Source organism: Streptomyces sp. VRA16 Mangrove soil (assembly GCF_017377775.1).
Taxonomy (GTDB): Bacteria; Actinomycetota; Actinomycetes; order Streptomycetales; family Streptomycetaceae; genus Streptomyces.
In genome coordinates this window covers 66,644-93,292 of the sequence record NZ_JAFVLN010000024.1, presented here as the reverse complement: position 1 = coordinate 93,292, position 26,649 = coordinate 66,644, and the positions used below count along the sequence as shown (strand labels likewise).

General features: G+C 72.7%; 28 protein-coding genes and 1 pseudogene. 12 read left to right on the top strand and 17 right to left on the bottom strand.

Translation table 11 applies throughout. The features are described from left to right. Positions 1-131: 131 nt before the first annotated feature. Positions 132-1,406, bottom strand: a complete 1,275-nt coding sequence (locus J3486_RS40080) for an NAD(P)-binding domain-containing protein (RefSeq protein WP_207828947.1) — start codon at positions 1,404-1,406, stop codon at positions 132-134. Further along, positions 1,406-2,683, bottom strand: a complete 1,278-nt coding sequence (locus tag J3486_RS40075) for an ATP-grasp domain-containing protein (protein ID WP_207828946.1) — start codon at positions 2,681-2,683, stop codon at positions 1,406-1,408. The genes J3486_RS40080 and J3486_RS40075 overlap by 1 nt, the downstream gene beginning before the upstream one ends. A 131-nt stretch (positions 2,684-2,814) precedes the next feature. On the opposite strand from J3486_RS40075, the gene J3486_RS40070 reads away from it, so the two are divergent. Then, positions 2,815-4,158, top strand: a complete 1,344-nt coding sequence (locus J3486_RS40070; protein WP_207828945.1) for a glycoside hydrolase family 26 protein — start codon at positions 2,815-2,817, stop codon at positions 4,156-4,158. A gap of 40 nt (positions 4,159-4,198) precedes the next feature. Here the strand turns inward: J3486_RS40070 and J3486_RS40065 are convergent, their stop codons facing one another. The 9 genes from J3486_RS40065 to J3486_RS40025 are packed head-to-tail and all read right to left on the bottom strand — an operon-like array spanning position 4,199 to position 14,611. After that, positions 4,199-5,335 (bottom strand): GNAT family N-acetyltransferase, encoded by a 1,137-nt coding sequence (locus J3486_RS40065; protein ID WP_207828944.1) that lies wholly within the window; start codon positions 5,333-5,335, stop codon positions 4,199-4,201. Continuing rightward, on the bottom strand, positions 5,335-5,991 hold the full coding sequence (locus J3486_RS40060) for a lipopolysaccharide biosynthesis protein (RefSeq protein WP_207828942.1): 657 nt from the start codon (positions 5,989-5,991) through the stop codon (positions 5,335-5,337). The genes J3486_RS40065 and J3486_RS40060 overlap by 1 nt, the downstream gene beginning before the upstream one ends. Next, positions 5,991-7,121, bottom strand: a complete 1,131-nt coding sequence (locus J3486_RS40055; RefSeq protein ID WP_207828940.1) for a glycosyltransferase — start codon at positions 7,119-7,121, stop codon at positions 5,991-5,993. Before J3486_RS40055 ends, J3486_RS40060 begins: the two co-directional genes overlap by 1 nt. Then, positions 7,118-7,900, bottom strand: a complete 783-nt coding sequence (locus J3486_RS40050; protein WP_229379357.1) for a polysaccharide deacetylase family protein — start codon at positions 7,898-7,900, stop codon at positions 7,118-7,120. Before J3486_RS40050 ends, J3486_RS40055 begins: the two co-directional genes overlap by 4 nt. Then, positions 7,890-9,542 (bottom strand): lipid II flippase MurJ, encoded by a 1,653-nt coding sequence (gene murJ / locus J3486_RS40045; RefSeq protein WP_207828939.1) that lies wholly within the window; start codon positions 9,540-9,542, stop codon positions 7,890-7,892. The genes J3486_RS40050 and murJ overlap by 11 nt, the downstream gene beginning before the upstream one ends. Continuing rightward, positions 9,539-10,888, bottom strand: coding sequence for an O-antigen ligase family protein (locus J3486_RS40040; RefSeq protein ID WP_374194829.1), 1,350 nt, complete (start codon positions 10,886-10,888; stop codon positions 9,539-9,541). The genes murJ and J3486_RS40040 overlap by 4 nt, the downstream gene beginning before the upstream one ends. Before the next feature lie 4 nt (positions 10,889-10,892). Next, positions 10,893-12,362, bottom strand: coding sequence for a sugar transferase (locus J3486_RS40035; RefSeq protein WP_207828937.1), 1,470 nt, complete (start codon positions 12,360-12,362; stop codon positions 10,893-10,895). Continuing rightward, the gene (locus tag J3486_RS40030) at positions 12,359-13,519 is read right to left on the bottom strand and encodes a glycosyltransferase (RefSeq protein WP_207828936.1); all 1,161 of its coding nucleotides are present in this window, start codon (positions 13,517-13,519) and stop codon (positions 12,359-12,361) included. The genes J3486_RS40035 and J3486_RS40030 overlap by 4 nt, the downstream gene beginning before the upstream one ends. 30 nt (positions 13,520-13,549) lie before the next feature. Beyond that, positions 13,550-14,611: a DUF3344 domain-containing protein gene (locus tag J3486_RS40025; RefSeq protein ID WP_229379355.1), complete on the bottom strand. Its 1,062-nt coding sequence runs from the start codon at positions 14,609-14,611 to the stop codon at positions 13,550-13,552. 363 nt (positions 14,612-14,974) lie between these two features. On the opposite strand from J3486_RS40025, the gene J3486_RS40020 reads away from it, so the two are divergent. The 5 genes from J3486_RS40020 (at position 14,975) to J3486_RS40000 (ending at position 17,851) form a co-directional block, all read left to right on the top strand. Next, positions 14,975-15,214, top strand: a complete 240-nt coding sequence (locus J3486_RS40020; protein ID WP_207828934.1) for a chaplin — start codon at positions 14,975-14,977, stop codon at positions 15,212-15,214. A gap of 253 nt (positions 15,215-15,467) precedes the next feature. Beyond that, positions 15,468-16,205 (top strand): hypothetical protein, encoded by a 738-nt coding sequence (locus tag J3486_RS40015; RefSeq protein ID WP_307805144.1) that lies wholly within the window; start codon positions 15,468-15,470, stop codon positions 16,203-16,205. Between the two features lie 259 nt (positions 16,206-16,464). Continuing rightward, positions 16,465-16,752 (top strand): hypothetical protein, encoded by a 288-nt coding sequence (locus tag J3486_RS40010; RefSeq protein WP_207828993.1) that lies wholly within the window; start codon positions 16,465-16,467, stop codon positions 16,750-16,752. Between the two features lie 133 nt (positions 16,753-16,885). Further along, the gene (locus tag J3486_RS40005) at positions 16,886-17,137 is read left to right on the top strand and encodes a chaplin (protein WP_207828933.1); all 252 of its coding nucleotides are present in this window, start codon (positions 16,886-16,888) and stop codon (positions 17,135-17,137) included. A gap of 210 nt (positions 17,138-17,347) precedes the next feature. Then, the gene (locus J3486_RS40000) at positions 17,348-17,851 is read left to right on the top strand and encodes a DUF5949 family protein (RefSeq protein ID WP_207828932.1); all 504 of its coding nucleotides are present in this window, start codon (positions 17,348-17,350) and stop codon (positions 17,849-17,851) included. Positions 17,852-17,886: 35 nt separating this feature from the next. Here the strand turns inward: J3486_RS40000 and J3486_RS39995 are convergent, their stop codons facing one another. After that, positions 17,887-18,099, bottom strand: coding sequence for a hypothetical protein (locus J3486_RS39995; RefSeq protein WP_207828931.1), 213 nt, complete (start codon positions 18,097-18,099; stop codon positions 17,887-17,889). A gap of 165 nt (positions 18,100-18,264) precedes the next feature. Between J3486_RS39995 and J3486_RS39990 the strand changes: the two are divergent. The 4 genes and pseudogenes from J3486_RS39990 to J3486_RS39975 all read left to right on the top strand — a co-directional run bounded on the left by J3486_RS39990 (position 18,265) and on the right by J3486_RS39975 (position 20,598). Further along, a pseudogene (locus J3486_RS39990) lies at positions 18,265-18,553 on the top strand (hypothetical protein). Positions 18,554-18,679: 126 nt separating this feature from the next. Further along, positions 18,680-19,186, top strand: coding sequence for a hypothetical protein (locus J3486_RS39985; protein WP_207828930.1), 507 nt, complete (start codon positions 18,680-18,682; stop codon positions 19,184-19,186). A gap of 98 nt (positions 19,187-19,284) precedes the next feature. After that, the gene (locus tag J3486_RS39980) at positions 19,285-19,722 is read left to right on the top strand and encodes a tyrosinase family oxidase copper chaperone (RefSeq protein WP_374194828.1); all 438 of its coding nucleotides are present in this window, start codon (positions 19,285-19,287) and stop codon (positions 19,720-19,722) included. Between the two features lie 6 nt (positions 19,723-19,728). Further along, entirely contained in the window at positions 19,729-20,598 is an 870-nt protein-coding gene (locus J3486_RS39975) for a tyrosinase family protein (RefSeq protein ID WP_207828928.1), read from the top strand. 116 nt (positions 20,599-20,714) lie between these two features. On the opposite strand, the gene J3486_RS39970 is transcribed toward J3486_RS39975, so the two are convergent. Together J3486_RS39970 and J3486_RS39965 are read right to left on the bottom strand one after the other, a co-directional pair. Continuing rightward, positions 20,715-20,981, bottom strand: coding sequence for a chaplin (locus J3486_RS39970; protein WP_207828927.1), 267 nt, complete (start codon positions 20,979-20,981; stop codon positions 20,715-20,717). Between the two features lie 145 nt (positions 20,982-21,126). Then, positions 21,127-21,534, bottom strand: a complete 408-nt coding sequence (locus tag J3486_RS39965) for a hypothetical protein (RefSeq protein WP_207828926.1) — start codon at positions 21,532-21,534, stop codon at positions 21,127-21,129. A 207-nt stretch (positions 21,535-21,741) separates the two neighbouring features. On the opposite strand from J3486_RS39965, the gene J3486_RS39960 reads away from it, so the two are divergent. Together J3486_RS39960 and J3486_RS39955 are read left to right on the top strand one after the other, a co-directional pair. Then, on the top strand, positions 21,742-22,938 hold the full coding sequence (locus J3486_RS39960) for an FAD-dependent monooxygenase (protein ID WP_207828924.1): 1,197 nt from the start codon (positions 21,742-21,744) through the stop codon (positions 22,936-22,938). Between the two features lie 338 nt (positions 22,939-23,276). Further along, positions 23,277-23,528, top strand: coding sequence for a chaplin (locus tag J3486_RS39955; RefSeq protein WP_207828922.1), 252 nt, complete (start codon positions 23,277-23,279; stop codon positions 23,526-23,528). A gap of 112 nt (positions 23,529-23,640) precedes the next feature. On the opposite strand, the gene J3486_RS39950 is transcribed toward J3486_RS39955, so the two are convergent. From J3486_RS39950 to modA, 3 genes are read right to left on the bottom strand one after another with little or no spacing between them, the layout of a single operon-like run. After that, entirely contained in the window at positions 23,641-24,729 is a 1,089-nt protein-coding gene (locus J3486_RS39950; protein WP_229379354.1) for an ABC transporter ATP-binding protein, read from the bottom strand. Further along, a complete protein-coding gene (gene modB / locus J3486_RS39945; RefSeq protein ID WP_207828920.1) occupies positions 24,726-25,586 on the bottom strand; it encodes a molybdate ABC transporter permease subunit in 861 nt (286 codons plus the stop codon). Before modB ends, J3486_RS39950 begins: the two co-directional genes overlap by 4 nt. Continuing rightward, the gene (gene modA, locus J3486_RS39940; protein WP_207828919.1) at positions 25,583-26,383 is read right to left on the bottom strand and encodes a molybdate ABC transporter substrate-binding protein; all 801 of its coding nucleotides are present in this window, start codon (positions 26,381-26,383) and stop codon (positions 25,583-25,585) included. Before modA ends, modB begins: the two co-directional genes overlap by 4 nt. Between the last annotated feature and the right edge of the window lie 266 nt (positions 26,384-26,649).

The following is a 26,649-nucleotide window of genomic DNA, read 5'->3' as shown; positions in this document are numbered from 1 at the left end:
AGACAGCGCAGCCGCTCACGGCCTCTGCCCCGGCGTCCCAGTGGACCACCGACGGGTACGCCCCCGAGCCGCTGTTCACCCGTTCGCCCGCGACGTCACCCCAACGAGTCGCGGGCTCCGAGCATCCCGTCTCAGCCCTCGGCGCGCGCCGGCACCGGGCCCTGAACGGGCCTCCTGCCCCGGGGAACCTCGGGTCCGCCGCCCCGCTGCTGCCGCGTCAGATGGCCCTCGACCCCTGCGACCAGCGTCGGCGCGGTGTACGAGGCACCGTGCACGAAGCGCATGGCCGGCCCGAAGTCGGCGGCCGTCACGAGGCCCGCGAGGAAGAGTCCCGGATAGGAGGACTCGAACGCCCGGCCCACCCGGGGTGCCCCGCCGACGCCCTGGGCGAGCACGCCGCGCAGCCGCGGTGACAGCACCGTCATCCGCGCACAGCTCGCCTCGAACCCGGTCGCCGCGATGACGTGGTCGGTCTCGAAGTCCTCCGTCCCCACCGCCGGTCCGGCCGTGCGCACCCGGATCCGGCCCGCCGAGAGCCGCGCGTCCACGACGGCCCGCCCCATGCGGATGTCGATGCCGCCCGCCGCCACACGGTCCCTGATCCACCAGGCCCCGGCCGGGCCCAGCGCGGACTGTGCGACGGACATCCGGGTGTGCTCGGGCAGTCTGCGGAAGAGGCCAGGCCGCTGCGCGTAGAACCAGTTGCGCCAGCCGCAGCCCAGGCCGCTGTGCGGCGCGCGCAGGGTCTGCCACCAGGGGCGCTCCCACGGCGGGGGCACGCTGTTCCAGGCCAGTTCGGGCGCGCGGGCGACGATGCGTACGCGGGCCTGCGACTCGGCGAGGAGCGCGGCGGTCTCCAGCGCCGCCTGACCGGCCCCCACCACCGTGACGTCCGCCCCGCTGAACCTGCTCAGGTCGCTGTGCCGGCTGGAGTGGGTCACGTGCTCCTCGGACAGCGGGCGCAGGGCCTCCGGGATCCGCATGTAGGGCAGGACGCCGGTGGCCAGGGCCACCGCTCTGCACCGCAGCGTCTGGCCGTCCTCGGCCTCGACCGTGAACCCGGTGGGGGCCGCGTCGACGCGCGTGACCATCCGCTCGTCCAGCTGCGGCACCGCCTGCTCGGCGAACCACAGCCCGTACGAGGCGAACGTCTCGATGGGGATGGGGTTCCCGTGCTCCGCGGGCAGGCCGCGCCCGCCGCAGTACTGGTCGAGGCGGTACCGCGAGCCGGGCGCGGAGAGGTTGGAGGCCCACGGCTCCGACTTGAGGAACATGCCGCGCGGCATGTGGTCCCGCCACGACTCCATCGGCCTGCCGAAGACCCGGGTCGCGAGCCCCCGGGCCTCGGCGTGCGCGGCGATGGACAGGCCGTAGGGGCCGGCTCCCACAATCAGCAGGTCGTACATCAGCAGTTCACCTCTCGTGCGGCTGCGGTCGGGGCGTCGACCGGGGATTCCAGGGGGGCGGGCACGGTGCCGCGTCCGGCCGGCCTGGCCCGGGCCATCAGCTGCCGGGCCGCGTGCTGGGACCACTCGGTGGCCATCCCCCAGGCGGGCGAGAGATCGTCGCGGGCGTGCCAGGCGAACTCCCGTGCGGCGGCGCTGCGTTGGAGTGGCAGGGAGCGCGTCAGCAGGGTCCTGAGCACGGACAGCGGCGCGTAGTTCTCGACGACGAAGGTGCGGCCCGGCAGCACGTGGGCGGCGGGCAGCGGCCGGTGCGTCAGGTCGAGGTGCTGGGCGCGTACGACGTCCAGGCCGTTGCCGTCCGCGAACAGCCGGAACTGGGCGCCCGGCCGGGGGTTGAAGTCCAGCAGGCAGTACTGGCCGGTCTCCGCGTCCACCCGGAAGTCGATGTCGAAGATGCCCCGGTAGCCCAGCGTCCCGACGAGGCGCTCGACCAGGGCCTCCAGCTCCGGGAGCGGGGACCAGCGGCCCACCGCGGTCAGTCCCGCGCCGCGGGGCCACGCGTGGTGCTTGTTCCCGGCCCCGCCGCCGTGCAGCCGGCCGTGCCGGTCGACGTACCCGTGGAAGAACCAGTCACTGCCCCGCGCCGCGGCCAGGTACTTCTGGAGCAGCAGTTCGCCGCCGCCGCACCGGCCCAGCAGATAGAGGTTCCTCGCCTCCTCCGGAGAGGTGACCACGCAGGTGCTGCGCAGGCCGGAGCCCGGGGGCAGGCACCAGGGGCGGCTCCACTTCGCCACCACCGGAAGTCCCAGGTCGAGGGCGGCCGCGTACGCCTCCTGCTCGCTGCGCGGCAGCACCACCTCGGGGTGCCCGATCCCGGCCGCCCGGCACAGCTCGGGCAGCCGCGCCTTGTCCGCGACGTGCTCCGCGAGGCCCTCCGGCTGCTCCGGGAGGAGGTACGTACCGGACAGTGCCTCACGCATCCGGCCCACCGCGACGGCACCGGCGTCATCCATCGGGATCAATACCGCCGGCCGGGCGATCCGTGCCGCGATCTGCCGCAGGGTCTCGACGACCTCGTCCGGCGACGAACCCGGGGGCGGCGGCGCGTGCATCCGGCTGACGTAGCGCGAGCGGGCGACCGGGCTGCCGTCCGCCGAGGCCGCCACGTGGACCTTTACGCCGGCGCGGCCGAGAGATCTGATCGCCCCGAGCGTTCCGTGGTGAAAGGGGTTGCGATCGATCCGCAGCAGCACGACCGGGACACAGGGGTCGAGCATGTGTCGATTCCTTCCAGGGAGTAACCCGTCAGGGTGACGGAGGACAGCCATCGGCCGGTCCACGATTGGCGCCATAAGCATTCATATGACTGAGTGTCAGAAAGGGAGCGAGTGCGGGACGAGGAGAAGGCATGGCCGGAAAACGCCGATGGGCGAAGCGCGGACGACTTCCAGTGGTCGCGGCGAGCGCCCTGATCTCACTGGTGTTCGCCATGGAGACCGTGTCGATCGACCGGGCGGACGCCCATCCTCGGATCGACCCGCCCCCCGCCCCGTCCACACCCACGAACCCCGTCCCGTGGTGGCCGACCGAGGTACCGGATCCGACGCCGTCGGGGTCAGTGAGCCCGGAGCCGTCGGCCCCGACGGCCACTCCTTCGGCGACCACGCCCGTGCCGAGCCCCACCGACTCCGCGACCCCCGGTGCGCAGGACAGGTTCCCCGCGTTCGGTGCCTATCTGGACTTCGGGCCCCGGGGCGTGACCCGGATGGCGAAGCTGTCGGACTGGCTCGGCGGGGCGGACCTGCGGGTGGGCCACACCTACCTGCCCGGCGACCGCTGGCGGAACATCGAGGGCACGCCGTCGTTCCTCGACGACTGGGCGACCTGGCGACGGGAGCGCGACGACCGGCTCTTCGTGCTCAACGTGCCCATGCTGGAGCGGAACGAGGAAGGGGTGCCGGACGCCGAGGTGCGCACGCTGCTGCGGCAGGGCGCGGCCGGCGACTTCGACCAGCACTTCCGGGCCCTGGCCGAGCGCCTGGTCGACCTGAAGATCCCGGACACGATCGTGGTGCTGGGCTGGGAGATGAACGGCATCACCTACACCCACCGGTGCGGCCCCGACCCCGCGGCCTGGAAGAAGTACTGGACGCGGATCGTCACCACGATGCGGTCCGTGCCGGGGCAGAAGTTCCGCTTCGACTTCACGCCCAGCCGGGGCCGTGACGCCGTGCCGTGGACCGACTGCTATCCGGGCGACGACGTGGTCGACATCGTCGGCATGGACTCGTACGACCAGCCCGAGGGCAGGTCCTTCGACGAACAGATCACCGAGCCGTACGGGCTCCAGGCCCAGGTCGACTTCGCGGCGAAGCACGATAAGCCGGTCTCCTACCCTGAGTGGGGTCTGTTCCGTAACGGCGACAACGCGCAGTACATGCAGCGCATGCTGGCCTGGATGGACCAGCACAAGCCGCTCTACAACACCCTGACGGACTACTGCCCGCACGGGGTGTGGCAGTGCGACGAGAACCCGAAGGCGTCGAAGGTCTACCGCACCGCGCTGACCGGCCGCGACAAGCCGACGCAGCCCACGGAGCCGACCCAGCCGACGGTGCCCACCGAGCCGACGCAGCCGACCGGCCCGACGCAGCCTCCGCAGTGTTCCCCCGTCGACCTGGGCGACTGGGTCGAGCACTGGATCGGCGGCAAGCTGTGCCTGCGGTTCGACTGGTGGCAGCGGTTCTCCTGAGCCGCCGGCCGGGACCGAACTCATGGTGGCGGTCCGGCCCCTAGGCCGGATCTCCACCGCGCTCCTTCCACGCGCGCCGCACCTGCTTGGCGCGGGAACGGGCCCGGACCGCGGTGACGAGTGCGGTGAACTGGGGTGCGGAGCCCGCGCGGGCCAGGAGCAGCCGGCGGTTGACGACGTGCTCGGGGCGCCAGTGCATCTTGTAGGGCTCGGTGCCGCGCAGCAGGCTCAGCACCTCGGCCCGCCGCCCGTTCTGCAGGTGCTCGGTGCACGAGCGCAGCAGCATCGTGGCCACGTCGATCTTCCGTTCCCGCAACTGCGGGTGGGCGCCGTAGAGATAGCCGCCCGCGAGCCGGGGGGAGACGAAGGTCAGGTCGGCGGCGACGACGGAACCGTCCAGCGTGAACTCGGTGACGACCGCGTCACCCGTCTGCGCCATCAGGGCCACCGAGCGGGACAGATGCTCGGCGAACCGCGGCTTCATGTGCTCGGTCGTCACCCGCCGCTCCTGCCACTGCAGTTGATGCAGATCGAGCAGGCGGCGGACCGACGCCCCGGCCTCGGGCGCGGGCACCACCCGGCGCTCGATGCCCGCGGCGTCGAGCTTGCGCATCTTGGCCCGCGCCCGCTGCGCCCGGGGCCGCGGCAGCCGCCCCACGAGGTCGTCCATCGGCAGGACGGGCAGTTCGAGACAGGCCGAGTCGTCGAAGCCCCGGCGCAGACCGGGCCAGTTGTCGTGGATGCCCTCCGCGGCGCTGCCCGGCCGGACCTCCCTGAGGTCGATCACCGCCGTCCCGGCGAGCTTCCACAGCCCGGCGCCGAGGGCGTCCACGGCCCGGCACCCCGTCCCTCCGGCCGCCCCGTCGGCCGCCGCGTCGACCAGGACGTCGCTGAAGTCGGAGATCCCCGCGCCGAGCGGCGTCAGCACCGGGAAGGGACGCAACCGCCGCATCAGCGGGGCCGCCGCGACGAGCCGGCCCTCCCGGCGCACGAGCACGACGCACAGCCGGCCCGTGCTGCCGTAGGAGAGCCACCACGAGTGGAGCCAGGCGTGGCTCTGGAACGGAGTGGCGGTCGGGGAGGCCGCGTGCAGCCGGTTCCACTCCGCGCGCAGCGCCCCGAACTCGGCCGGGTCCGCGCACACCGTGACGACCGCACCGGACGCGTCCCCTGTCATCAGGCGCCGCCCCGCAGGCCGGCCGCCGCGGTGGCCGGGGCCGGCACCGTGGGAACGGCCGCGTCGGCCGTCCGGCGCGGGCGCAGCAGCAGCGCGAGCCCGCCCAGCAGCCCTCCGGCGCAGGCCCCGACGAGGGTGGTCAGGGCGGCGGACGCCGAGGACGGCTCGGTCGGCTTCACGGCCCGCGTGAAGCGCAGCAGCTTCACGTGCGTGTCGTCCTTGGTGTGGCCGGCGTTGGTGGTGAGCGCGCGGGCGACGGCGTTGGCCATCTCCATGGCCTGGGCGGGCCGGTCCGACACCGCCGAGATCGCGACCATCGGGGCGTCCGGCGAGGTCTCGGCGCGGACCTGCGACTTCAGGGTCTCCACCGGGACACCGGCCGCGACCTGCGCGTCGCTCAGCACCGCCACCTGCGTGGCCACCCGGCTGTACGCCTGCGCGAAGCCGAGCGCGGACATCGAGTCGGCCTGGTCCGTCGGCACCGCGATCACATAACTCGTCGCCGTGTACTGCGGCGGGCTCACCGCCCCGTACGTGCCCCCGGCGAGCGCGCCTGCCACGAGCCCCAGCGGCAGTGGCCACCAGCGGGGCAGCCGTCCCGTGCGCCGGGCGAACGGGGTGCGGGACGCGGACTTGTCCTGCGCGGAATCGGGCATCACGTCATCACTCCTGGCGTCTGGGCGCCCGTGGCCGTCGCGTACACCTCTTGGTGCCGTACGGCGCTGCGGGCGATGCTGTAGTGGAGGGCCGCGGGTGACGGCGTTCTGGCCGTCCCGGGCTCTTCGCGGATCCTGAGGACTTCACGGACGAACGACCCGGGTTCGCACGGGACACGGACCGCGTCGGCGTCCGTCCCCGCGGGCAGGTCGTCGACCGCCGGGCAGGTGACGTAGAGGACGGGCAGACCGGCGGCCTGCGCCTCCACCACGGCCAGGCCGAACGCCTCGTCGACGGACGGCGAGGCGAGGATGTCCATGGCGGACATCAGCGCGGGCAGATCGGTGCCCGCCGCCGCGGTGTGCGGGCGCTCCCCGGCGAGGACGACCCGGTCGAGCACCCCGGCGCGGCCCGCCGCCCGCCGCAGGGACTGCTCCTGCGGTCCCGTTCCCACGAGGAGGAGGCGCACGTCCGCCGGAAGCTCGCGCAGCGCGGCGATCAGTACGTCGAACCGCTTGCCCGGCACCAGCCGCCCGACGCCGCCGATCACGAAGGCGTCGGCGGGCAGGCCGAGTTCGGCGCGCACCGCGCCCCGGGCGGCCGGGTCGAAGGCGAAGCGGGCGGTGTCGACGCCGTTCGGGACGACGTGCACGCGCTGCCCCGGCACGCCCCAGCGGCGCAACCGTCCGGCCACCGCGGGCGAGACGGCGATGGTGGCGCGGCCCAGCCGCTCCCCCGCCAGATAGAGCGCGCGCACCCCGGAGGTGAGCGGGCGCCCCTCGATCTGGGCCTCGCCCAGGGAGTGCTCCGTGGCGACGACCGCCCGCACGCCCGCCATCCGCGCCGCGACCCGGCCGTACAGGCAGGCCCGGTAGAGGTGGGTGTGGACGACGTCGTAGCGCCCGTTCCCGATGAGGCGTACGAGGCGGGGGAGCGCCCCGACGTCCCGGTTGCCCGCCATGCCGAGATGGGCGACCCGCACCCCGTCGCTGCGCAGTCCCTCGGCGACCTGTCCGGGGTTGGTCAGCGTCACGACCTCGTGCGTTCCCGGCAGATGCCGTACGAGCAGCCGCAGTTGCTGCTCCGCGCCGCCGGCCCCCAGGCCGGTGATCACATGGAGGACCTTCACCGCGCGCCCTCCAGGACCGTCAGGGCACGACGCCGCACCCGGTGCGCCCGGCGCTTGACTTCGAGCCGCCACGGGGTGTCCCGCTGGCCGACGAACACGCGCGGCATGGCGTGCACGCCCGCCAGCGGGCCCGGGGAGATGGCGCAGCCGTACCGGTAACCGGCCCCCCGGACGGCCGCCACGGTCGCCGGGTCCACACATCCGTACGGGTAGCAGAAGCCGTGCACCGCACCGCCGGTGAGCTCTTCGAGCTGCGCCTTGCTGCGCTGGATCTCGGCCCGGCGCTGCTCCTCGTCCGCGCGGGTGAGGTCCACGTGCGTGAGGCCGTGCGAGCCGATCTCCATGCCGGCCGCCGCTGCCGCCCTGATCCCCTGCGCGGTCAGCAGCGGCTTGCGCGGGCCCTCGGCGTCCCAGTCGTTCTGCCCGCCGAGCCGGCCCGGCAGCACGAACACCGTGGCCGAGCAGTCGTAGTGCCTGAGCAGCGGTACGGCGTTCTCGACGAAGTCCCCGTACCCGTCGTCGAAGGTCAGGCCGACCAGGCCGCGCGCGTCCCCGCGGCCGTGCCGGTCGAGCAGCTCCCCGACGCTGACCCCGCGCAGCCCGCGCGCCCGCAGCCAGCGCAGCTGCTGCTGGAGGCGGTCCGGTGTGACGGTGACGTTGTACGGGTCGTCGGTGCAGTCGTCGACGGAGTGGTACATCGCCACCCACGGCGAACCCCCGGGCAGCAGTGCTCTCGTTCTGGGGCCGCGTGATTCCTTGAGCGCAGTTTCAACGGGCATTCCGGAGCTTTCTGGTCGCGATGTGGAGGGCGGGCAGGAACACCTGGACGCGCAGGGCCCACAGGAGCAGGGCGAAGACGGCCCCGACGGCCAGGCAGCCGACGGTGAGAGAGACGAGGGGCTGCGCGAAGCGGGCCGCGCACACCACCCCGGCAGCGGCGGCGGCCACCGCGCCGAGCAGTGTCTTGGCGAGCTCGGCCAGCACCCCGGGGATCCGCACGGGGACGCTGCGCTTGTCCATCGCGGTCAGCAGCAGCACCGCGGTGAACGTGATGCCGAGGGCGTTGGCCCCGGCGATGCCGTCGACGCCCCAGGCGGCGACGGCCCAGGTCCCGGCGCCTGCGGTGAGCGTCATCCCGGCGGCCATGCAGGCCACCGGATACCAGGTGGCGCGCCCCGCGGAGAAGTAGGACCGCACGAGCGCGCCGACGAGGCAGTGCCCCAGCAGGCCCAGCGAGTAGACGCGCATGATGGACGCGGTGGCGGCGGTGTCGGCCGCGGTGAACGCACCGCGCTGGAACAGGAGTTGCACGATCTGCGGGGCGCACGCGAACACCACGGCCGCGCCGAGCAGGACCGTGCAGGCGGCGAAGGCGAGGTCGCGCTCGACCCGGTGCCGCGCCCGCTCGGTGTCCCCCCGCGCCAGGGCCTGCGCCACCACGGGGAAGGTGACCGTGCACAGCATGAGCGAGAGCACCATGGGCAACTGCGCGATCTTCTGCGCGTAGTTGAGGTGGGAGATGGCCCCGGACGGCAGCGAGGAGGCGAGGAAGCGCTCGATGAAGACCTGTGCCTGTCGGCACAGCGCGAAGAGCAGCACCGTCGCGATCAGCGCCAGGTTCATCGACTGCCGCTTCGGCGCCTTCGCGCCCCGGGCGGCCGCGACGGCCGCGGTCCCGGTCCTGGACAGGCGGCGCCGCAGCGAGGGCGCCTGCACCAGCACCATCAGACAGCCGCCCGCCGCGACGCCCGCGGCCGCGGCCCGCACTCCCCAGCGGTCGGCCAGCACCAGCAGCGTGGCGATGATGCCGGCGTTGTACGCGACGTAGATCGCCGCGGGAGCGACGTAGCTGCTGTGGGCGCGCAGGGCCGCGCTGCAGTACCCGGCGAGGCCGAACGTCAGGATGCAGGTCGCCGTCAGCCGCGTGCAGTCGACGGCGAGTTGCGGGTCCGGCAGGCCCGGCGCAAGGAGTTCGACCAGCTGCGGGGCGCCGACCATCAGGAGCAGGGAGCAGGCCAGGAAGGCCAGGGTGAGCCGGGGCAGGGAGACGGCCACCAGGGCGCGTACCGGATCCTGCTCCCCCGGCCCCGGTGCCGAGGCGGCACGGGCGGCGATCGCCGCGCTGAAGGCGGGGACGAGCATGAACGCGAGGCCGTCCTCGATGAGCAGGGTCGCCGCCACCTCGGGCACGGTCCACGCCACGAGGAAGGCGTCCGTCTCGCTGCCGGCTCCGAAGAGGTGCGCCAGCGCCTGGTCGCGGCCCAGGCCGAGGAGCGATCCGGCGGCGGAGAGCAGGGCGGTCAGCAGTGCGGCGCGGGCCAGGAACGTGCCCGACGTGCCGGATTCCCCGGCCGACTGCTGGGCCGGTACGACGGGCGCGGCCAGGGTCTCGTCGCCGCTCGCGGGCGGGGCCGGTTTCACCGTGCGTCCGCCGCCCTGGCGAGCGCCGCGGGGGACAGCGCCCACCAGGCGGCGAGGCCGAGCACGACCGCGGTGAGCACGGTGGAGGGGCCGCCGATGTCCGCGTAGACGAAGTCGATCATCTGCCAGGTGAGCAGTCCGCAGGCGATGAGCGCGCAGTCGAGGCCGCGGGCGCCGCGGTGCGCCCCCGCCATCCGGCGCGCGCCGGCCACCAGCAGCGCGGCCCAGCCGCCCGCGACGGCGCACAGGCTCAGCAGCCCCTGCTCGCTGAGGACCAGCAGGTACATGTTGTGCGGCGACAGCAGCGGCTGCCGGCGGAAGGCGGCCCCGGCGCCGGCCACGTCGCTGCCCGCGGACAGGGCGATCGAGGCGTGCCCGTCGCGGTAGGCGGGGAAGTTCTTGAGCCCCACGCCGGTGGCCGGGTGCTCCTCCCACATGTCGATCGCCGCGGCCCACATCGTGTACCGGTCGGTGACCGACTGGTCCGGCGCGGCCGTGACCTGCGTGATGCTGCTCAGCCGCTCCTCCAGCATCGACGTACCCACGCCGAACCCGCCGATCAGGACGACCGCGGTGGCCAGCCCCGCGGCCAGCAGCCGCAGGGCCCGGCGCAGGCCCGCGAGGACGATCTGCGCCGCGCAGACCACCGCCGTGGCGATCCACGCGCCGCGGCTGAAGGACAGCGCGAGCGGCACCACGAGCCCCGCCGCGCAGGCGGCCGCGGTGATCCGGGTCCGCGCGGCCTCGCCGCCGAGGGCCAGCGCCACGGCGCAGACCAGGCCGTACGCGACGACGGTGGACATGCCCATCACGTCGGTGGCGCCGAAGGTGCCGACGGCCCGGATGTCCTCGCCCGCGTACGAGGCACCGGTCCCGGTCAGGTACTGGTGCACGCCGATCCCGCCCTGCCACAGGCCCAGCGCCACCAGCGACCAGGCGACGAGCCGGAAGTCGCCGCGGTCGCGGACGAGCAGCAGCACGGCGGCCGGGACAAGGACGAGGATCTGGTAGTACCGCACCAGTCCCCCGACGGCGTTCGCCGCCGAGTCCGCGCCGAGCGCGGACACCGCGACGGTGACGACGGGCAGCGCGAACACGACGAACGCGGTACGGGTCAGGGCGCGTTGCCGTGTCCGGACGGCCCGCACGGCGCAGAAGAGCACGACGAGCCCGGAGACGGCGTCGGCCGGGGTCCCGCCGCTGCCCTCGCCGTGGCTGCCCAGCGGCAGGCCGAGCATGGCGACCAGGAGCACGACGGGGAGCGCGGGCCCGGCCCGGCGCAGGGCGCGCAGACCGGCCGCGAGCGGGCCGGGGCGCAGGTCGGCGGGAAGGGGCAGGACGGTCACGTGGTCAGCTCCCCGTGGGCCGGAAGAACTCGGTGGCCGTGCGCAGCAGAATGCTGATGTCCTGCCACAGCGACCAGTTGTCGATGTACGCGTTGTCGAACCGGCAGCGGTCCTCGATGGAGGTGTCGCCGCGCAGCCCGTTGATCTGGGCGAGCCCGGTGATCCCGGTCGGCACCCGGTGGCGGGCGCTGTAGCCGGGGTACCGCTCGCCGAACTGCACGACGAAGTACGGGCGTTCGGGACGCGGTCCGACCAGGCTCATGTCGCCGCGGAAGACGTTCCACAGCTGGAGCAGCTCGTCGAGCGAGGTGCGCCGCAGGAAGCGGCAGAAGCGCGACATGTCCTGCTCGTTGGCGACGCTCCACCGGGTGGCGGACTCGATCGGGTCGGCGGGCCGGTGCGTGCGGAACTTCAGCAGCGTGAACGGCCGGCCGTCCTTGCCGATGCGCTCCTGCCGGAAGACGACGCCGGGCCCCTCGCTGATCCGCAGCCACAGGGCGCAGGTGAGCAGCACAGGACCGGCCAGCGTCAGGAGCAGGGCGGAGACCACGAGGTCCAGGGCGCGTTTGGCGGGGCGCACCCGGAACGGCGGGGCCGCCACGGGCAGGCAGCGGTACCCGGCGAGGTGGCTCACCGTCCGGTGCGGCCGGGGCACGTACGGGGACGGCTCCGGGTCCAGCTCCCAGATCTCGCAGCGCAGTTCGGCCAGGCTGCGCAGCCACGCCTGGTACTCCGCGGCGCTGGAACTGCCCAGCACGATCGCCCGCCGCACCCCGTTCTGGATCACCGCGCGCCGCATGTCGCCGGGCGTCGTCAGCACCGGGACGGCGGGGCCGCCGTCCGTGCGCTCGCGCTCCGCGGCGCCGTCGCCGACGACACCCACCACGCGGATGCCGCTGGCCCGGTGCCGCTGCAGGGCGGCGGCGACCCGCAGGGCGGTCTGTTCGGGGCCGACCAGCAGGGTGGTGCAGGGGCGTCGCACCAGGGCCGCGCGCCGCCGCCAGTGCACCAACGCCCGTGCCAGCAGGGCGAGTACGGTCTGGGTCACGCAGCCCAGGAGCGCCGCCCGCGGTCCGATCGCGTGGACGGCCGGGAGACCCGCGGCGGCGACCACGACCACGCACCAGGCGGCCGCGGTCCGGCCGAGGAGCGCGGGGCAGTCCTCCAGCAGGTACTGCTCGTGGCCGAGGCGGTAGAGACCGGCGTTCCGGTACAGCGCCTGGACGAGGACGGCGAACGCGGCGAGCAGCAGCGGGTCGCGCGCCAGCGGGGTGAGGGACGCGGCGGCCAGCACCGCGGCCGCGGCGTCCGTCACCAGCAGCAGGCCCCGCACGGACCGGCCCGGTGCCGAGGCACCGGCCAGGATGGCCCGGGAGCCGTCCGCGGCCCGCTGGGCGATGACGGTGGTGGATGCGCCTGGTTCGTCCCTGGCGAGGTGCCGGCCGGGGGTGGAGACGGTTCGTTCCTGGGTCACTTCGTGATCGGCTCTCTGCAATCGATGGTCTCCAGGCCCAGCAGTTCGCCGTACACGTCCACGATCGCGGCCGCGGTGCGGCGCACGTCGTGGTGCGTACGCACATGGCGGCCGGCGACCCGGCCCATCTCGCGAAGGTCTGCCGAGTCGCTCAGGAGGCGGACGAGCGCTCGTGCCAGGGACACGGGGTCGTCCGGTGGGATGAGGCACCGTGGTGCCAGCTGGGGCGGCAGGCTCTCGCCGGCTCCGTCCACGTCCGTGACCAGCACCGGGCTCTCACAGGCCATGGCCTCCAGGGGGGCGAGCGCCATCCCCTCCCATCGGGAGGGCAGCACCACGAGATCCGCGGCCCGGTACCACGGGGCCGGGTCGTCGACCGCGCCCGCGAAGGAGACCGAGGAGGGGGCGGCGGCCCGCAGCCGTTCCGCGTCCGGCCCGTCGCCCACGAGGGCCAGCCGGGCCCGCGGCACCTCACGGACGACGTGCCGCCACGCCTCGATGAGGACGTCCTGGCCCTTCTGCCGGCACAGCCGGCCCACGCACACCACCAACGGCCCTGCGGGGCCCGGCGGGAGGAGGGGCGGCCCGGTCGGCCCGGCCCGGTCTTCCGGGCAGAAATGCTCCAGATCCACGCCGTTGGGGACCAGCCGCCAAGGCGCCTCGATGCCGTGGCGCTCGCCGGTGCGCTGCTCGGCCCGGCTCACACAGAGCAGCCGGGTGGCCCAGCGGGCACCGCGCCGTTCCCAGCTCCGGGCCAGCAGTGCGGCGGCGCCGCCGACGGCCTCGAACGACCAGGCGTGCGGCTGGAAGACGGTCGGGACGCGGCCGCGCACCACGAGCCGGGTGACCATGCCCGCCTTGGAGCTGTGCGCGTGGATGACATCGGGGCGCACCCTCGACACCACCCGGGCGAGCCGTCGCCCCTCGCGGAGCAGGCCCGTGCCGGGAGAGCGCGACGCCTCCCACTCCAGGACCGTGCAGCCGAGGCCGGCCAGGCTCTGAGGCAGGACGCCGGAGCCGGGGCAGGCCACCGCGACCTCCATCCCCGCGGCGCACTGCATCCGCACGAGGTCGGCCACCACGCGCGCCACCCCGCCGTCGACCGGTTGTGTCACGTGGAGTACGCGCGGTGGCAAGGGTGCGGACGTCACATGCATCGCCTCTTACTTGGCTGTACGAAAAAGCAGCTAGGACCGGGCGTCGACGGCGCCGAAGAGCACCCCGATCCAGGCCGTGTCCCGGGTGGCGGACAGCCGGAACTGCAGCGCCCTGCCGCCCCGGGCCACGGCCTTGTCCAGCGCGAACACGTCGGAGTCGTACCCGAGCGTGTTGGCGTGGTCCGGCGTCCGCTTCAACGGCTGTCCCCCCGGCTGGGTGATGGTCGAGTTGAGAATGTCCTGCGCGGGATTGGCCGGGTCCGAGAGCGCGATGGGGGCGCCGCGGCCGGTGGAGACCATCAGCGAGTCGCCTGTGCGGCCGCGGTCGCCGTTGTAGGCGACGAGCCCGGCGTAACCGCGGGCGCCGCGCGGGACCGCGTCCTTGACCTGGAACTCCTCGGCGGAGTGCTGCCGGGTGAAGGTGCCGAACCCGTCGCGCAGGAAGAGGTGCCGGAGCGGCTCGGACTCCTTCTCGTACGCGGCCACGAGCGTCCAGCCGCCCCAGGCGCCCGCGGGCGTGCGCCCCATGGCGACGTTCAGCTGCGCCACGGTGTACATGCCGGATCCGCTGGCCCGCACCAGATCCGTGACGTCCGCCGAAGCCTGGTAGCCGTCCGCGCCGTTGGCGACGCGGTGCCCGATCACGGTGTCGGCGAGCACCGCCTTGTACTGGCCGCCGGGCTCCGCGATCAGCACCCGCCCGTTGTCCCGCGGCGGCTTCTGCTCCCCGACGCGGAGGTTCCCGCCCCAGTACAGACGCGCGTACGTCAGACGCGCGCCCTCCGGCAACCGGACCTCCGCGCTGGAGGAGTTGTACGTGTTGGGGTCACGGTCGATGTCCGTGTAGAACATGTCGAAGTCGCCGTTGCTCGCCACCGAGCCCGCGCGGGCCGCGGCGCAGCCCACGTGGTGCAGCGAGTCGGTGCCCCGGCAGGTGATGGCCGCGTTCGCCGCGCGGACGAACCCCCCGTGCAGCACGGCGTCGTAGCGCGCCGTGAACGGGATGGCGGGCTTCTCGGCGTTCGGCGCGGACGCCCCCACCGCCTGGCAGGGCAGCACCACGGCCGCCGACGCCAGCAGACCCACCGTCATGCGGCGCAGGAGAGAGCCTCGAAAATTACGCACGGTCGGCTTCCCTTTCAGGAATGAGCAGACGCTCTTCAGCGACAGGCGAAAGAAGGGGAAAGCGGTACCTGCGCACGGACTCTCCGCGGCGCGCACCTTCCCGAGCGAGAGCGGCCAAGATTATCTGCCTGAGGGCGAGTTTCACTTAATACACGATGTGTGTCGGAGTTGTGAAATTCCGGGACCCGGCGCGGCAACGCTCCGCCGCACACTTCAATGACCGAACGTATATTCACCCATTCGGAGCCGAAACTCCTTGTACGGCCGTTCCGTTGCACCACGCGCCGGGCGTATGTCCCGGTGAATCAGAACGATCCAAGGAGCATGTTCATGTCGCGTACCGTGAAGGCCTTCGCCTTCTCCGCCGTTGCCGCCGCCGCCCTGGCCGGCACCGCCGGTGTCGCCGCCGCCGACAGTGGCGCGCAGGGCGCCGCCACCCACTCCCCCGGTGTCATCTCGGGCAACGTCGTCCAGGTGCCCGTGCACGTGCCGGTCAACGTCTGCGGCAACACCGTCAACGTCATCGGCCTGCTGAACCCGGCCTTCGGCAACAGCTGCACCAACAGCTGAACAGCGTGGTCTGACTCTTCCACGGCCGCCCCCTGAACCAGGGGGCGGCTGTCTGTTTTCCCCGAGGTGTCCGCAGGGCGGCCTTGCGCCGTATGGGGGTACCGGGCCCGGAGCAGCCACACGGTGCTTCACCAGGCAAAACGGCATGCACGCGCACCTCGCACCCCTACGGAACGCGTTCGCTCAGTTGCGCTTCGTAATAGCGCGTTTGACGGTGAGCACAAGCACCGACACGCCCTCGAAAGGGAAAACAATGCCCGCTTTGCCCGTACGGCGCCTCGCGACTTCCGCTCTCTGCGCGTCCCTCCTGATCGGCGCGGCCGCCCCGGTCTTCGCCGCCAACTCCGCCGATGAGCACGCCAGCCGCACGGTTGTCTCCTCCGCTCCCGCTCCCGACCCCGCGGCCCTGCTGAGTCAGGTCAAGACACTGCACGACACCGGTGGAGTCCTGACACCGGTCACCGATCTGGTCGACGCCGTCCTCAAGTCGAAGGACGGCAAGCTCCCCACCGACGAGGCCCAGAAACACGCCGACGCGATCAAGGCGGCCATCGACGCCGCGAAGGAACAGGCCCCGGCCGTCCCGGTGCCCGACGCCGCCGAGGAAGCCGTGCCGAACGACGCGAAGGCGCCGCTCGACGTGAAGGGTGACGCCCTGACGGCGCTGCAGTCCGCGGTCGACGCGCTGGTGAAGGCGGCGACGGCGGGCGATGTCACCGCGGTGGCCACGCAGGCGCCCGTCGTCGTGACCGGCCTGGTCAACTTTGTCGCGGCCACGCTGCTGAGCGGCGCGCTGCCGGCCCCGAACCTGCCCGGCCTCCCGGCGCTGCCGACGCTCCCGACGTCCGGCCTGCCGACCACGCCGACGCTGCCGACCACGCCGTCCCTTCCCCAGACGCCGTCGCTGCCGCAGACCCCGTCCCTGCCGCAGACCCCGTCCCTGCCGCAGACGCCCGCGCTGCCCCAGACGCCGACGCTGCCGGGCACCTGACCGGACCGCCGTCCGGCATCAGCGGACGCCAGAAGCCCGCCGTGGTCCTGACCCCGGCGGGCTTCCGCGTGCCCGGCAAAATTCATATCTACGCCGCAGCACCGTTCTTTCGAGTGGGGATCGGCAAACCCCGACACTCCGGAGTTTCCACGGGCGGAGGCGGTCGTTGTTCAGGGAGAAGCGAAACGCCGGGCATTCGGAATGCCTCACCGGCCGTTTTACACACCGACAGCGCCGTCTGTCGAAGAAAGGGTAAATGATGAAGGCTTTGAAGACCGCTGCCGTTGTCGCCGGATCCATGGTGATCGCCGGTGCCGCCGCTCCCGCCTTTGCTTCGGACCTCACGCCGACGAGCCTGAACGGCGCCCTGGAGACCGTGACCAGCCAGCCGACGCTCGATGTGAAGCCGCTGGACAGCAACATCCTCGACCCGAAGGGCGACAACGGTCTCGTCGACACCGTCTCCGGCGCGGCCGACAGCCTGCAGCCGGGTGCCGCTGCCCAGGCCCCCACGAACCTGCTCGGCGGCCTTCCGCTCGCCAAGTAAGTCCTTTACTCCGCCTATTGAACCGAATGGGCGAAGGACTCATCGGGGTGGGGCCGCACGTGTGTCTTTGGCACTGAACGCGCAGAAGCCCCTCATACGATCCAAGAACCCCCGAAGAAAGAGGTTCGTGAAAATGAACACTGCCAAGAAGGCCGCCATGGTCCTCGCCGCCGCCGGTCTCGCCGCCGGTGCCGCCTCGGGCGCCGCCTTCGCCGACGGTGGCGACGGTGCCAGCGCCGAGGGTGCCGCCGTGCAGTCCCCGGGTGTCGCCTCCGGCAACGTCGGCCAGCTCCCGGTGCACGTGCCGGTCAACGTCTCCGGCAACACGGTCGACGGCATCGCCGGCCTCAACCCGGCTTTCGGCAACACCGCCGTCAACGACTGAGCGGCGCCGATTCTTCGCCACGCGCAGGCCACGCATTCGAAGGCCGGTTCGAGAACTCCACGTTCCCGAACCGGCCTTCGGCATTTCCCTCGCGGAACCGCGGAAAACGTCAAACGACGGTGTGAGCATTCCACGATCGGGGGCATGGATTTCCGCCGGACGAGTGAACGGTGCGCCGGTGTCCGGACGAGGTCTGGCTAGGGTTCACGGGTGACCTCAACGTCGAGCATTGACACCACGTTTCGGGCAGCGGATCTGGGGACTCTCGCTGTCATCGCCTGGAGTGGCGAGCGCGCCGGAGAGGAAGGGGACATGCCTTTCCTGCTCGCCTACTCCATGGGGGATTCCCCGGCAGGTCCCGACGCATCGGAGCAAGCCGTGCGGGCCCTGCTGCTCAACAACGGCCTGACGATCGGCACCACCGTCCACGACGGGGCGCGGCATCCGAGCTTCCCCGTCTCCCTGCTCGTGGAAGCGGGCCAGGCCGTGGTCTCCATGCCGCTGCTGAACGCCCAGTGCCCGGTGCCGCCGGAGTGGCTGGTGGCAGCGGAGGCCCGCGGGAACGCGTACTTCGTCTTCACCACCCGCCCCTGGCCCACGGCGACCCCCGGCCGCCCGGTGACCGAGGAGCAGTTGGCGCAGTTCGCGGGCGCCGAGGAGACCCTGACCGCCGCCGCGCACTGCCTCCTGCCCATCCGGCGCATCCGCTCGTAGCGCCACGCACGGGCGGATGGATCCCTGACGCCTGGTCAGCCGATGCCGAGACCCAGGCCGAGACCGAGGCCGATGCCGTCGTGGTGCCAGTGGTGCCAGCACTCCCAGTCGTCGCCGCAGGGGTGCGCGACCGTGGACGCGGTGGGCGTCTGCTGCGGCGTGGCGGCCTGGGCCGCGCCGGCGAGAGGCAGGAACGCGGTGGCGGCGAGCAGAGCCGTGACGGAAGCCCGTCGGACGATGCGCTTCACGAGATGTCCTATCTGTGTGCTTGTGGGACTTCACTGACGCTAATGCCGCCACCCGGACTTGTCGCGCTGAGAGTGACCGAGTGAGCACCATGCGTAATCACGCCTGCTCGCCGACCGGAGGAGAGCCGTGTGCGTACCGACTACCGCAGGGAAGTCGCCGCGCCCGTGGCGCCGGTGGCCCGGGACGTGCCCACCGCGGCCGCACCGCCGGGCCTCGCGCTCGTGCTCGTCCTCACCGGCGCCGCGGGTCTGCTCGCCTCCTGGGTCATCACCCTCGACGAGTTCAGGCTGCCGGAGGACCCGGGCTTCACGCCGGGCTGCAGCCTGAACCCAGCTTCGTGACCTGGCTCCGGTTCCAGTCGCTGTACCGCGTCAACTCCCTGTGCCCGTGCTGCACATCGGCGCCGTCGGCATGCCGATCCTGACCCGGTGGTGGGACTTGTGGACGAGCTGAGCCTCAACCTCCGTGCAGGCAGGGCCGGTTGGATTAGGCCCGCCGGGGGACATCTGCTGTGATGTCAGGAAGAGGATCGTTATGCCTGATGCGTCATACTCCTGAGATGAAGGGCCCACCCGCACCATGAGCATCAAGGTCAGAGGAACCATCGCCGTACTGGCAGGCTGCTTCACCGCCGCCGTGGGCGGCGTCACCCCCGCCGTCGCGTCGAGCCAGGTGCCCGTCGAAGTGCCGCTCGACGGCGTGGAAAGCGCCCTGCACATGGACGTCCCCACCCTCAGCACCGCCGCGCCCATCCCACTGCCCGGCACCCCGCGCGGCCCGCGCTACGCACGCGGCCACGTCCTTCCGCAGCAGGCGGTGCCGCAGCTCCCGCTCACCGGTGAACTGCCCGCCACCGAGGCCGATGTGCCGCTCCCTCAGGTGCCGGCCACCCAGGACGTCGACCGGCTGGGGCTCAGGACGGAGTCGTCCCCCGTGCGGACCGTCACGCCCGGCGCCTCGGTGAACCCTCCCCTGACCGGCCCCCGGGCCGAGAAGCTCGGGCTGCCCCAGGTGTCCGCCCCGCAGGCCGGCGTCATCGTGCCGGACCTCCAGGCCCGGCCGGGCGCGGACGTGGCGCTCGACTGACCCGCGGGGTGGGCCGGCCTCCCGCAGTCACGCAGCCCCGGCTCGGCCCACCCCCTCACCACGACCCGGGGCTGCCGGACCTGAAGGAGGAGATGGCCGTGCATCCTGACGTGACCGTGACCGGCGTACGGACGGCGGAGGGCGGTGCGCGGGCGCCCGGCGGGGCCCGTCTCCTCACCAGACGCAGCGCCGGTCTGATCCTCCTCGGGGTCGTCCCCGCCGTCACCGCGACGGTGCTTCAGGTCCGCCCGTTCCAGGGGCAGGACGCGAAGGGGCCCGGCGACGAGACGTTCGACGAGACGTATCTCGGGCGGCGGATCACCGGCATCCGGGTGCCCGGTGCCACGGCCGGCGGAGGGGGCACGTGGCAGGTCGCCGTCGACGGGCGCCCGCTGCATCTCATGCGCCGGGCCGACGGCTCGTACCTCAGCATGGTCGACCACTACGCGTCGTACCCGACCCCCCTCGACGCCGCCCGGGGCGCCGTGCGCGAGCTCGGCACCCAGGAGCTGCGCTCCCCCGACCGAGAGGTGTGAGGCCCGATGGTGCACACGCGCCAGAATCAGAACACGCTCACCAAGGCGCAGAAGAGACGCTTCGTGGACGCGGTGCTCGCCCTCAAACGCTCGGGCCGGTACGACGAGTTCGTACGGACGCACATCGAGTTCTACGTGGGCGACGGTGACGGCGGCTTACGCGTGGCCCACATGACCCCGTCCTTCTTCCCCTGGCACCGGAAGTTCCTGCTGGAGTTCGAACGGGCGCTGCAGAAGGTCGATTCGGGCGTGACGGTCCCGTACTGGGACTGGACCGTGGACCGGACGCCCGCCGTCTCCCTGTGGGGCGACGACTTCCTGGGCGGCAACGGCCGCTCCGCCGACCGGCAGGTGACCACCGGACCGTTCGCGCACCGCCACGGCCACTGGAACATCACGGAGGCCGTCACGGACGGGGACTTCCTGATGCGGGACTTCGGCCGGCCGCAGGCACCGGTCGAACTGCCGAGCAAGGCCGAACTCGCCGACGCCATGGCCGAACCGCGCTACGACGCCGAGCCCTGGAACTCGCTGGCCACCAGCGGCTTCCGCAACAAGCTGGAGGGCTGGCCGCTCCGGCGCGGTGACCGCACCTGGTTCAACCACAACCGGGTGCACCGCTGGGTGAGCGGCCACATGCTGGGCGCGGGCTCGGTGAACGACCCGGTCTTCTGGTTGCACCACGCCTTCGTCGACCTGTGCTGGTCACGGTGGCGGGGGCGGAACCCGAAGGCCGATCCGTACCTGCCCGTGCAGCCGCCGGGGCTCGGCAGCTCGCAGCACGGCCGGGTGCTGGCCGCGGGCGACACGATGCCCCCGTGGGACATCCCGCTGCGGGACATGCTGGAGCACGCCTCGCTCTACCGGTACGCGTGAGCGCCCGCACACGAACGGGTGGCCCCCCGGCATGGCATGCCGGGGGGCCACCCGTTCAGGGATGACTACGGGGATTCACCAGTCCCGTCTGCGGTGACGCCCCGAGGCACGGGGTTTCAGCCGCCGTAACCGGCGTCGCCACCGTCGCTGTTGACGCAGGTGTTGCCGAAGGCCGGGTTCAGCACACCGATGACATCCACGGTGTTGCCGCAGGCGTTGACCGGGACGTGAATGGGGGCCTGGATCAGGTTGCCCGACAGGACGCCCGGCGAGTTGGTGGCTTCGCCCTGAGCGCCCGCGTCGGCCATGGCCAGACCAGCGCCGCTGAGCACCACAGCGCCCGTGCCGATGGCGACAGCGGCTGCCTTCGCGATGCGAGACATCACGTTCTCCTTTTGCTTGGCAGTGCGGCCACGTGGTCGCAGCCGTCGACCTGCTCAACGGCGGGCCGGGCCGTCAGTCACGGCTTATGCGGGGATACATCCTGAAAAGGGTAGGAATATAGCTGGAATAGATGATCCAAAGCCCTCAGTCCGTCTCCTCGAAGGCAGGGGCGACGGTGCCCCCGTCGTACACGCCTCCGGAGCACACCTGTGAGCCGCCCCCGGCCTCCGCTCCGTCCTCCCAGCGCATGACGCCGCCGCCGGCCTGGCACTCGGCAGGCGCCAGGTAGTCGAGGTCGAAGTGCGGGCGGCGTACGAAGGCGAACCCCGGGTCCGCCCCACCGGTTCCGGGGCCCGCCCCGGCCACCTGCCTGACGCACCGGTAGGCGTCGCCGCCCCCGTAGACGCGGAACGCGGGGACGCCGCCCTCCGAGCGGCACTGCTGCACGGTCAACAGCACGGGCGGATCCGGGGTGTCGGCCACCGCGTGCGGCCCGCAGAGCCAGGCGAGGGGCACCGCACCGAGCAGAACCGCGGTACGCGTGAAGGACATGACGTCGCCTTTCGGTCGCCTGTTCCGCCGAGCGGACGGGCACGTCCAAGCCTGGTCGCGTCCCCGCTCGCGCGCAGGCGGGGAGGACCGAACGGGGCGTTCGGCGCCGGAAAGCCGAAGCCGGTCAAGAACCGGACGGCCGCGCCGTCGTTTGCCCAGTGGTGCCGACCGGCACCCCGTCCGCCCCGTGCAGCGAGGGAGAGCAACATGCAGGTGGTCTGCGCCGGTGGCGGTCCGGCGTCGTTGTACCTGGCCATCCTTCTGAAGCTCCAGGACCCCGGCCGGGACGTCCGCGTGCACGAGAGGGACCCCGCGGGCGCGACCTACGGATGGGGCGTCACCTACTGGCCCGAGATGCTCGCCAGGCTCGCCGCCTGCGACGAGGTGTCCGCGCACACCATCGAGAAGGAGTCGGTGTGCTGGAGCGGCGGCGTGGCCCACATCCGCGACCGGACCACGTCCCACGACGGCGACGAGGGCTTCGCGATCGGCCGCCACCGGCTGCTGGAGATCCTGGCCGAGCGGGCCACCGGCCTCGGGGTCGACGTGCGGTACGGCCACCCGGTCCTGCCGGGGGACCCCGCGCTGGACGGCGACCTGGTCGTGGCGGGGGACGGCTCCCGCAGTGCGCTGCGCGACGAGCACCGGGAGCACTTCGGTACCCGGGTCGAACTGGGCAACAACCGGTTCGTCTGGCTCGGCACGACCCGGGTGTTCACCTCCTTCACCTTCGCCTTCGTGGACACCGGCCACGGCTGGCTCTGGTGCTACGCGTACGGCTTCGACGGCACCCACAGCACGTGCGTCGTCGAGTGCTCGCCCGAGACCTGGGCGGGGCTCGGCCTCGGCTCCATGGCGCGGGCCGACACCCTGAAACTGCTGGAGAGCCTGCTCGCAAAGCCGCTGCGGGGGCATCCGCTCATCGACCGTACGGAGTCGGACGGGCCGCTCCCCTGGCAGCAGTTCCGCACCGTCACCAACCGCGTCTGGTCCCGCGGCAATCTGGTGCTGCTCGGCGACGCCGCCCACACCACGCACTACTCGATCGGCGCCGGGACCACCCTGGCGATGCAGGACGCCATGGCGCTGGCCCGCGCCCTGCGGGACCCCGGCCCGCTCCCGGCCGCGCTCGGGCACTACGAGCGGACCCGGCGCCGTGAGCTGCTGCCGCACCAGAGCGCGGCGCGCCACAGCGCCAACTGGTACGAGAACCTGACGCGTTACGTCGATCTGGCGCCGCACCAGATGTTCGCGCTGCTCGGCCAGCGCCACTCCCCGCTGCTGCCCTACGTTCCGCCGCAGCTGTACTACCGGGTGGACCGGGCGGTGGACCGGACGCAGGCCCTGCGGTCGCTGAAGCGCTGGCTCGGGCCCCGCGTGGCGCGGATCCTGCAGAACAAGTGACCCAGGGCTCCCGTGCGCGGTTGAACAGGACATGGAGATGAAGGGAAACGATCCGACAGGCAGGTCGCGGCCCGCCTCGGAGACTCCGATCTACGAAGCGCTGGTGCGCCTCTGGCATGCGTACGGCCGGGACACCCCACGGCCCGCCCGGCCCTCGCGACCGCAACGGGCGACGGGTGGCTGGGTGCGCGTGGACCGGGCGGAGCAGCACCGGCACTGATGCGGGCGCCCGCTCCGCCGCGCCGGGACACGCCCCCTGACGGCCCAATTCGTCGCCCCGGGCACCGAGTGACGATCTGATAGGCGAGTCATATTCCCTCGTCTATCAGGGAGAAACGATGCGTCTTCGCGCATTCGCAGCCGCCACGGTGCTCGCCGGAACCGCCGTTCTGGGTTCCGCTGCCGTCGCCTCCGCGCATGACGGCCCCGACGGGGCCAGCGCCTCCGCGGTCGCCGAGCACAGCCCCGGGGTGCTCTCCGGCAACATCGTCCAGGTCCCGGTCGACGTGCCGATCAACGCCTGTGGCAACTCGATCGGCCTGATCAGCCTGCTCAACCCGGCGGTCGGCAACTCCTGCATGAACGGCTAGGTCCCGCCGCTCCAGGGCCCGACGGGCCCAGCATGTCGGTGTGTTCGCCGCCGGTGTCACCACCGGCGGCGAACGCGTGCCAAAGCGCCCCCGACCCGCTCGCGGCACGCTCTCAGACGGGGTAGGCGTGCGTCTGCGTGGCCTTCACCGTCGCCCAGACCTCGACCCCGGGACGGAGTTCGAGCTCCGCGGCGCCGACCGTGGTGAGATCCGCGGCGAGCGGGAGTTCGCCGGTGAGATCGGCGCGGATCTGGTCGCCGTGAGTCTCCAGGCCGCGGATCGCGCAGCGCCAGACGTTGCGCGCGCTGGAGCCGGTCGGCCGGTCCCGGTGCAGGGTGACCGCGCTCGGCGGGAACGCCACGAAGACCGGGCCCGTCAGCTCCTCCGTGGTCGCGATGTCCGGCCCCGCGTCGAGCCGCACGGTGTGCCCCTCGGCCTCGCCCCGGTACAGGTTCAGGCCGACCAGTTGCGCGATGTAGTCCGTACGGGGATGCCGTGCGATGTCGGACGGGCCGCCCTCCTGGACGACCGTGCCGTGCTCGACGACGACCAGCCGGTCCGCGAGCACCATGGCGTCCAGCGGGTCATGGGTGACCAGGACGGCGACCGCCTCGAACTCGGCCAGATGGCGCCGCAGTTCGGCCCGCACCTCAAGGCGCGTACGGGCGTCGAGCGCGGCCAGCGGCTCGTCGAGCAGCAGCAGCCGCGGGCGGGTGGCGAGCGCGCGGGCCAGGGCGACGCGCTGGGCCTGGCCGCCGGAGAGACGGCGGGGCCTGACACCCGCGTGAGCGGCGAGGCCCATCCGCTCCAGCCACCGGGCGGCCTGCGCGCGGGCCTCCGCCCTGGTGGCCCCCTGGCAGCGCGGCCCGAAGGCCACGTTGTCGAGGGCGGTGAGGTGCGGGAAGAGCAGATAGTCCTGGAAGACGACGCCGACGGGCCGGGCCTCAGGCCGCGTACGCTCCAACGCCGCGCCGTCGAGCCGCAGATGGCCGTCGGTGAGCGGTACAAGGCCCGCGAGGGCGCGCAGGGCGGTGGTCTTGCCCGCGCCGTTCGGACCGAGCAGGGCGACGACCTCGCCGGGCGCGGCGGACAGGGACACGTCGAGCCGGAAGGCGCCGCGGTCCACGACGAGCCGGGCGTCGAGCCCGTCGGCGGGGGCGACGGGGGCGGCAGGGGCGGCAGGGGGAGGCGTCTCGGTCATCCTGCGGTCATCCATCGGTCGCGCAGGCCGGCCAGGACCGCGACCGACACCACGAGCAGCACCAGGCTGAGCGCGATGGCGGCGTCCGGGTCGCTCTGCAGAGCCAGGTACACGGCGAGCGGCATGGTCTGGGTGCGGCCGGGGAAGTTGCCCGCGAAGGTGATCGTCGCCCCGAACTCGCCGAGCGCGCGGGCCCAGGCGAGCACGGCGCCGGCCGCGACGCCGGGGGCGATCAGCGGCAGCGTGACCCGGCGGAACGCGGTGAAGCGGGAGGCGCCGAGGGTGGCGGCGGCCTCCTCGAAGCGCGGGTCGGCGGCCCGCAGGGTGCCCTCGACGCTGATGACGAGGAACGGCATCGCGACGAACGCCTCGGCGATCACCACGCCGGTCGTGGTGAACGGCAGCGTGACGCCGAACCAGGAGTCGAGCCACTGCCCGACGATGCCGTTGCGGCCGAGCGCCATCAGCAGCGCCACACCGCCGACGACCGGCGGCAGCACCAGCGGCAGGGTGACCAGGGCGCGGACCAGGCCCCGCCCGGGAAACTCGACCCGCGCCAGCAGCCAGGCCAGCGGCACGCCGAGCACCATGCTCACCAGCGTCGCCAGGGTCGCGCAGACCAGCGAGAGCTGGAGCGCCTGCCACACCTCGGTGCTGGTGAGCAGGTCGGGCAGGCTGCGCCAGGGGGCGCGGACGAGCAGCGCGAGCAGCGGCACGGTCAGGAACGCGAGACCGATCAGCGCGGGGGCGAGCAGCGGCAGGGGCGCGCCCCTGCCGCCGCGGGTCCGTACACGCCGGCGCGGCGGCCCGCCCTGGAGGACGTCGGCCGCGGCGGCGCGCTTGTCGAGCGAGGTCACGGCTTGAGGAACCCGGCCGCGTTCAGCACCTTCTGGCCGTCGGCGGACTTGACCAGCTCGATGAACGCCTTGGCGGCGGCCGCGTTCTTCGAGTCCTTGAGCCGGGCGATCGGGTAGTCGTTGATGGCGTCGGCGGCCTCGGGGAAGTTCACGCCCTCCACCTTGTCACCCGCCGCCTTCACATCCGTCCGGTAGACGACTGCGGCGTCGGCCTCCTTCAGCTCCACCTTCGTCAGGGCGCTCTTGACGTCCTGCTCGTAGGAGACCGGGGTGAGCTTCAGCTCGCTCGCGTCCAGGGCCGTCTGCGCGGCGGCGCCGCACGGCACCGTCTTGTCGCAGAGGACGACCTTCAGGCCGGAGTCCGTCAGGTCCTTGAGGGAGCCGACCTTGTCGGGGTTGCCCGGCAGGGTGGCGATCTCCAGCTGGTTGCGGACGAAGGTGCTCGCATCGCCCGCGGCGTCACCGGCGTCCGTAACGATCTTCATCGTCTTGGGGCTGGCCGAGGCGAAGACGTCGGCCGGGGCTCCCCCGGTGATGCTCGCGGCGAGCGAGTCGCTGCCGCCGAAGCTGAACTTCACCTTCGTGCCGGGGTGTTCCTTCTCGAACTGCTTGCCCAGCGTCGTGAAGCTCTCCGTCAGCGAGGCCGCGGCGAAGACCGTCACCGTGCCGGACAGCTGGTCCGAGCCCGCCGATGACGAGCCGTCCGACGACGAACAGGCGCTCAGCGTCAGCAGTGCGACCACGCCGACCCCGGCCGCCCGAAGGGGCCGACGGTCACGGCGCGCGGTACGAGTCATCACGGGTCCACTCCCTCTGGTCCTCACGGACACCATCCCATGGGCCCGGCCGGACCCGGCGCTGATGATAATGCCGCAGATGCCAGGGGAAGTCTCCTGTTGCTTTGCATGAGCCGGGATAATGATCAGCCAAGGTGGCATGTGCGTTTCTACGGTGTGCGGCTGCGGGTACGGTCCTTGGGGAGGCGGCAGCCGTGAGCCGGACCCTCGCCACCGGCCAGCCGGCCGGACCGGAGGCGGAACTCGATCTCACCGGTGATCCGACC

Coding starts and splice junctions, on each gene's coding strand:
- J3486_RS40080 (WP_207828947.1), bottom strand. CDS start 1,406: ATGTACGACCTGCTGATTGTGGGAGCCGGCCCCTACGGCCTGTCCATC.
- J3486_RS40075 (WP_207828946.1), bottom strand. CDS start 2,683: ATGCTCGACCCCTGTGTCCCGGTCGTGCTGCTGCGGATCGATCGCAAC.
- J3486_RS40070 (WP_207828945.1), top strand. CDS start 2,815: ATGGCCGGAAAACGCCGATGGGCGAAGCGCGGACGACTTCCAGTGGTC.
- J3486_RS40065 (WP_207828944.1), bottom strand. CDS start 5,335: ATGACAGGGGACGCGTCCGGTGCGGTCGTCACGGTGTGCGCGGACCCG.
- J3486_RS40060 (WP_207828942.1), bottom strand. CDS start 5,991: ATGCCCGATTCCGCGCAGGACAAGTCCGCGTCCCGCACCCCGTTCGCC.
- J3486_RS40050 (WP_229379357.1), bottom strand. CDS start 7,900: ATGCCCGTTGAAACTGCGCTCAAGGAATCACGCGGCCCCAGAACGAGA.
- J3486_RS40030 (WP_207828936.1), bottom strand. CDS start 13,519: ATGCATGTGACGTCCGCACCCTTGCCACCGCGCGTACTCCACGTGACA.
- J3486_RS40025 (WP_229379355.1), bottom strand. CDS start 14,611: ATGACGGTGGGTCTGCTGGCGTCGGCGGCCGTGGTGCTGCCCTGCCAG.
- J3486_RS40020 (WP_207828934.1), top strand. CDS start 14,975: ATGTCGCGTACCGTGAAGGCCTTCGCCTTCTCCGCCGTTGCCGCCGCC.
- J3486_RS40015 (WP_307805144.1), top strand. CDS start 15,468: ATGCCCGCTTTGCCCGTACGGCGCCTCGCGACTTCCGCTCTCTGCGCG.
- J3486_RS40010 (WP_207828993.1), top strand. CDS start 16,465: ATGAAGGCTTTGAAGACCGCTGCCGTTGTCGCCGGATCCATGGTGATC.
- J3486_RS40005 (WP_207828933.1), top strand. CDS start 16,886: ATGAACACTGCCAAGAAGGCCGCCATGGTCCTCGCCGCCGCCGGTCTC.
- J3486_RS39985 (WP_207828930.1), top strand. CDS start 18,680: ATGAGCATCAAGGTCAGAGGAACCATCGCCGTACTGGCAGGCTGCTTC.
- J3486_RS39975 (WP_207828928.1), top strand. CDS start 19,729: ATGGTGCACACGCGCCAGAATCAGAACACGCTCACCAAGGCGCAGAAG.
- J3486_RS39970 (WP_207828927.1), bottom strand. CDS start 20,981: ATGTCTCGCATCGCGAAGGCAGCCGCTGTCGCCATCGGCACGGGCGCT.
- J3486_RS39965 (WP_207828926.1), bottom strand. CDS start 21,534: ATGTCCTTCACGCGTACCGCGGTTCTGCTCGGTGCGGTGCCCCTCGCC.
- J3486_RS39960 (WP_207828924.1), top strand. CDS start 21,742: ATGCAGGTGGTCTGCGCCGGTGGCGGTCCGGCGTCGTTGTACCTGGCC.
- J3486_RS39955 (WP_207828922.1), top strand. CDS start 23,277: ATGCGTCTTCGCGCATTCGCAGCCGCCACGGTGCTCGCCGGAACCGCC.
- J3486_RS39950 (WP_229379354.1), bottom strand. CDS start 24,729: ATGACCGAGACGCCTCCCCCTGCCGCCCCTGCCGCCCCCGTCGCCCCC.
- modA (WP_207828919.1), bottom strand. CDS start 26,383: ATGACTCGTACCGCGCGCCGTGACCGTCGGCCCCTTCGGGCGGCCGGG.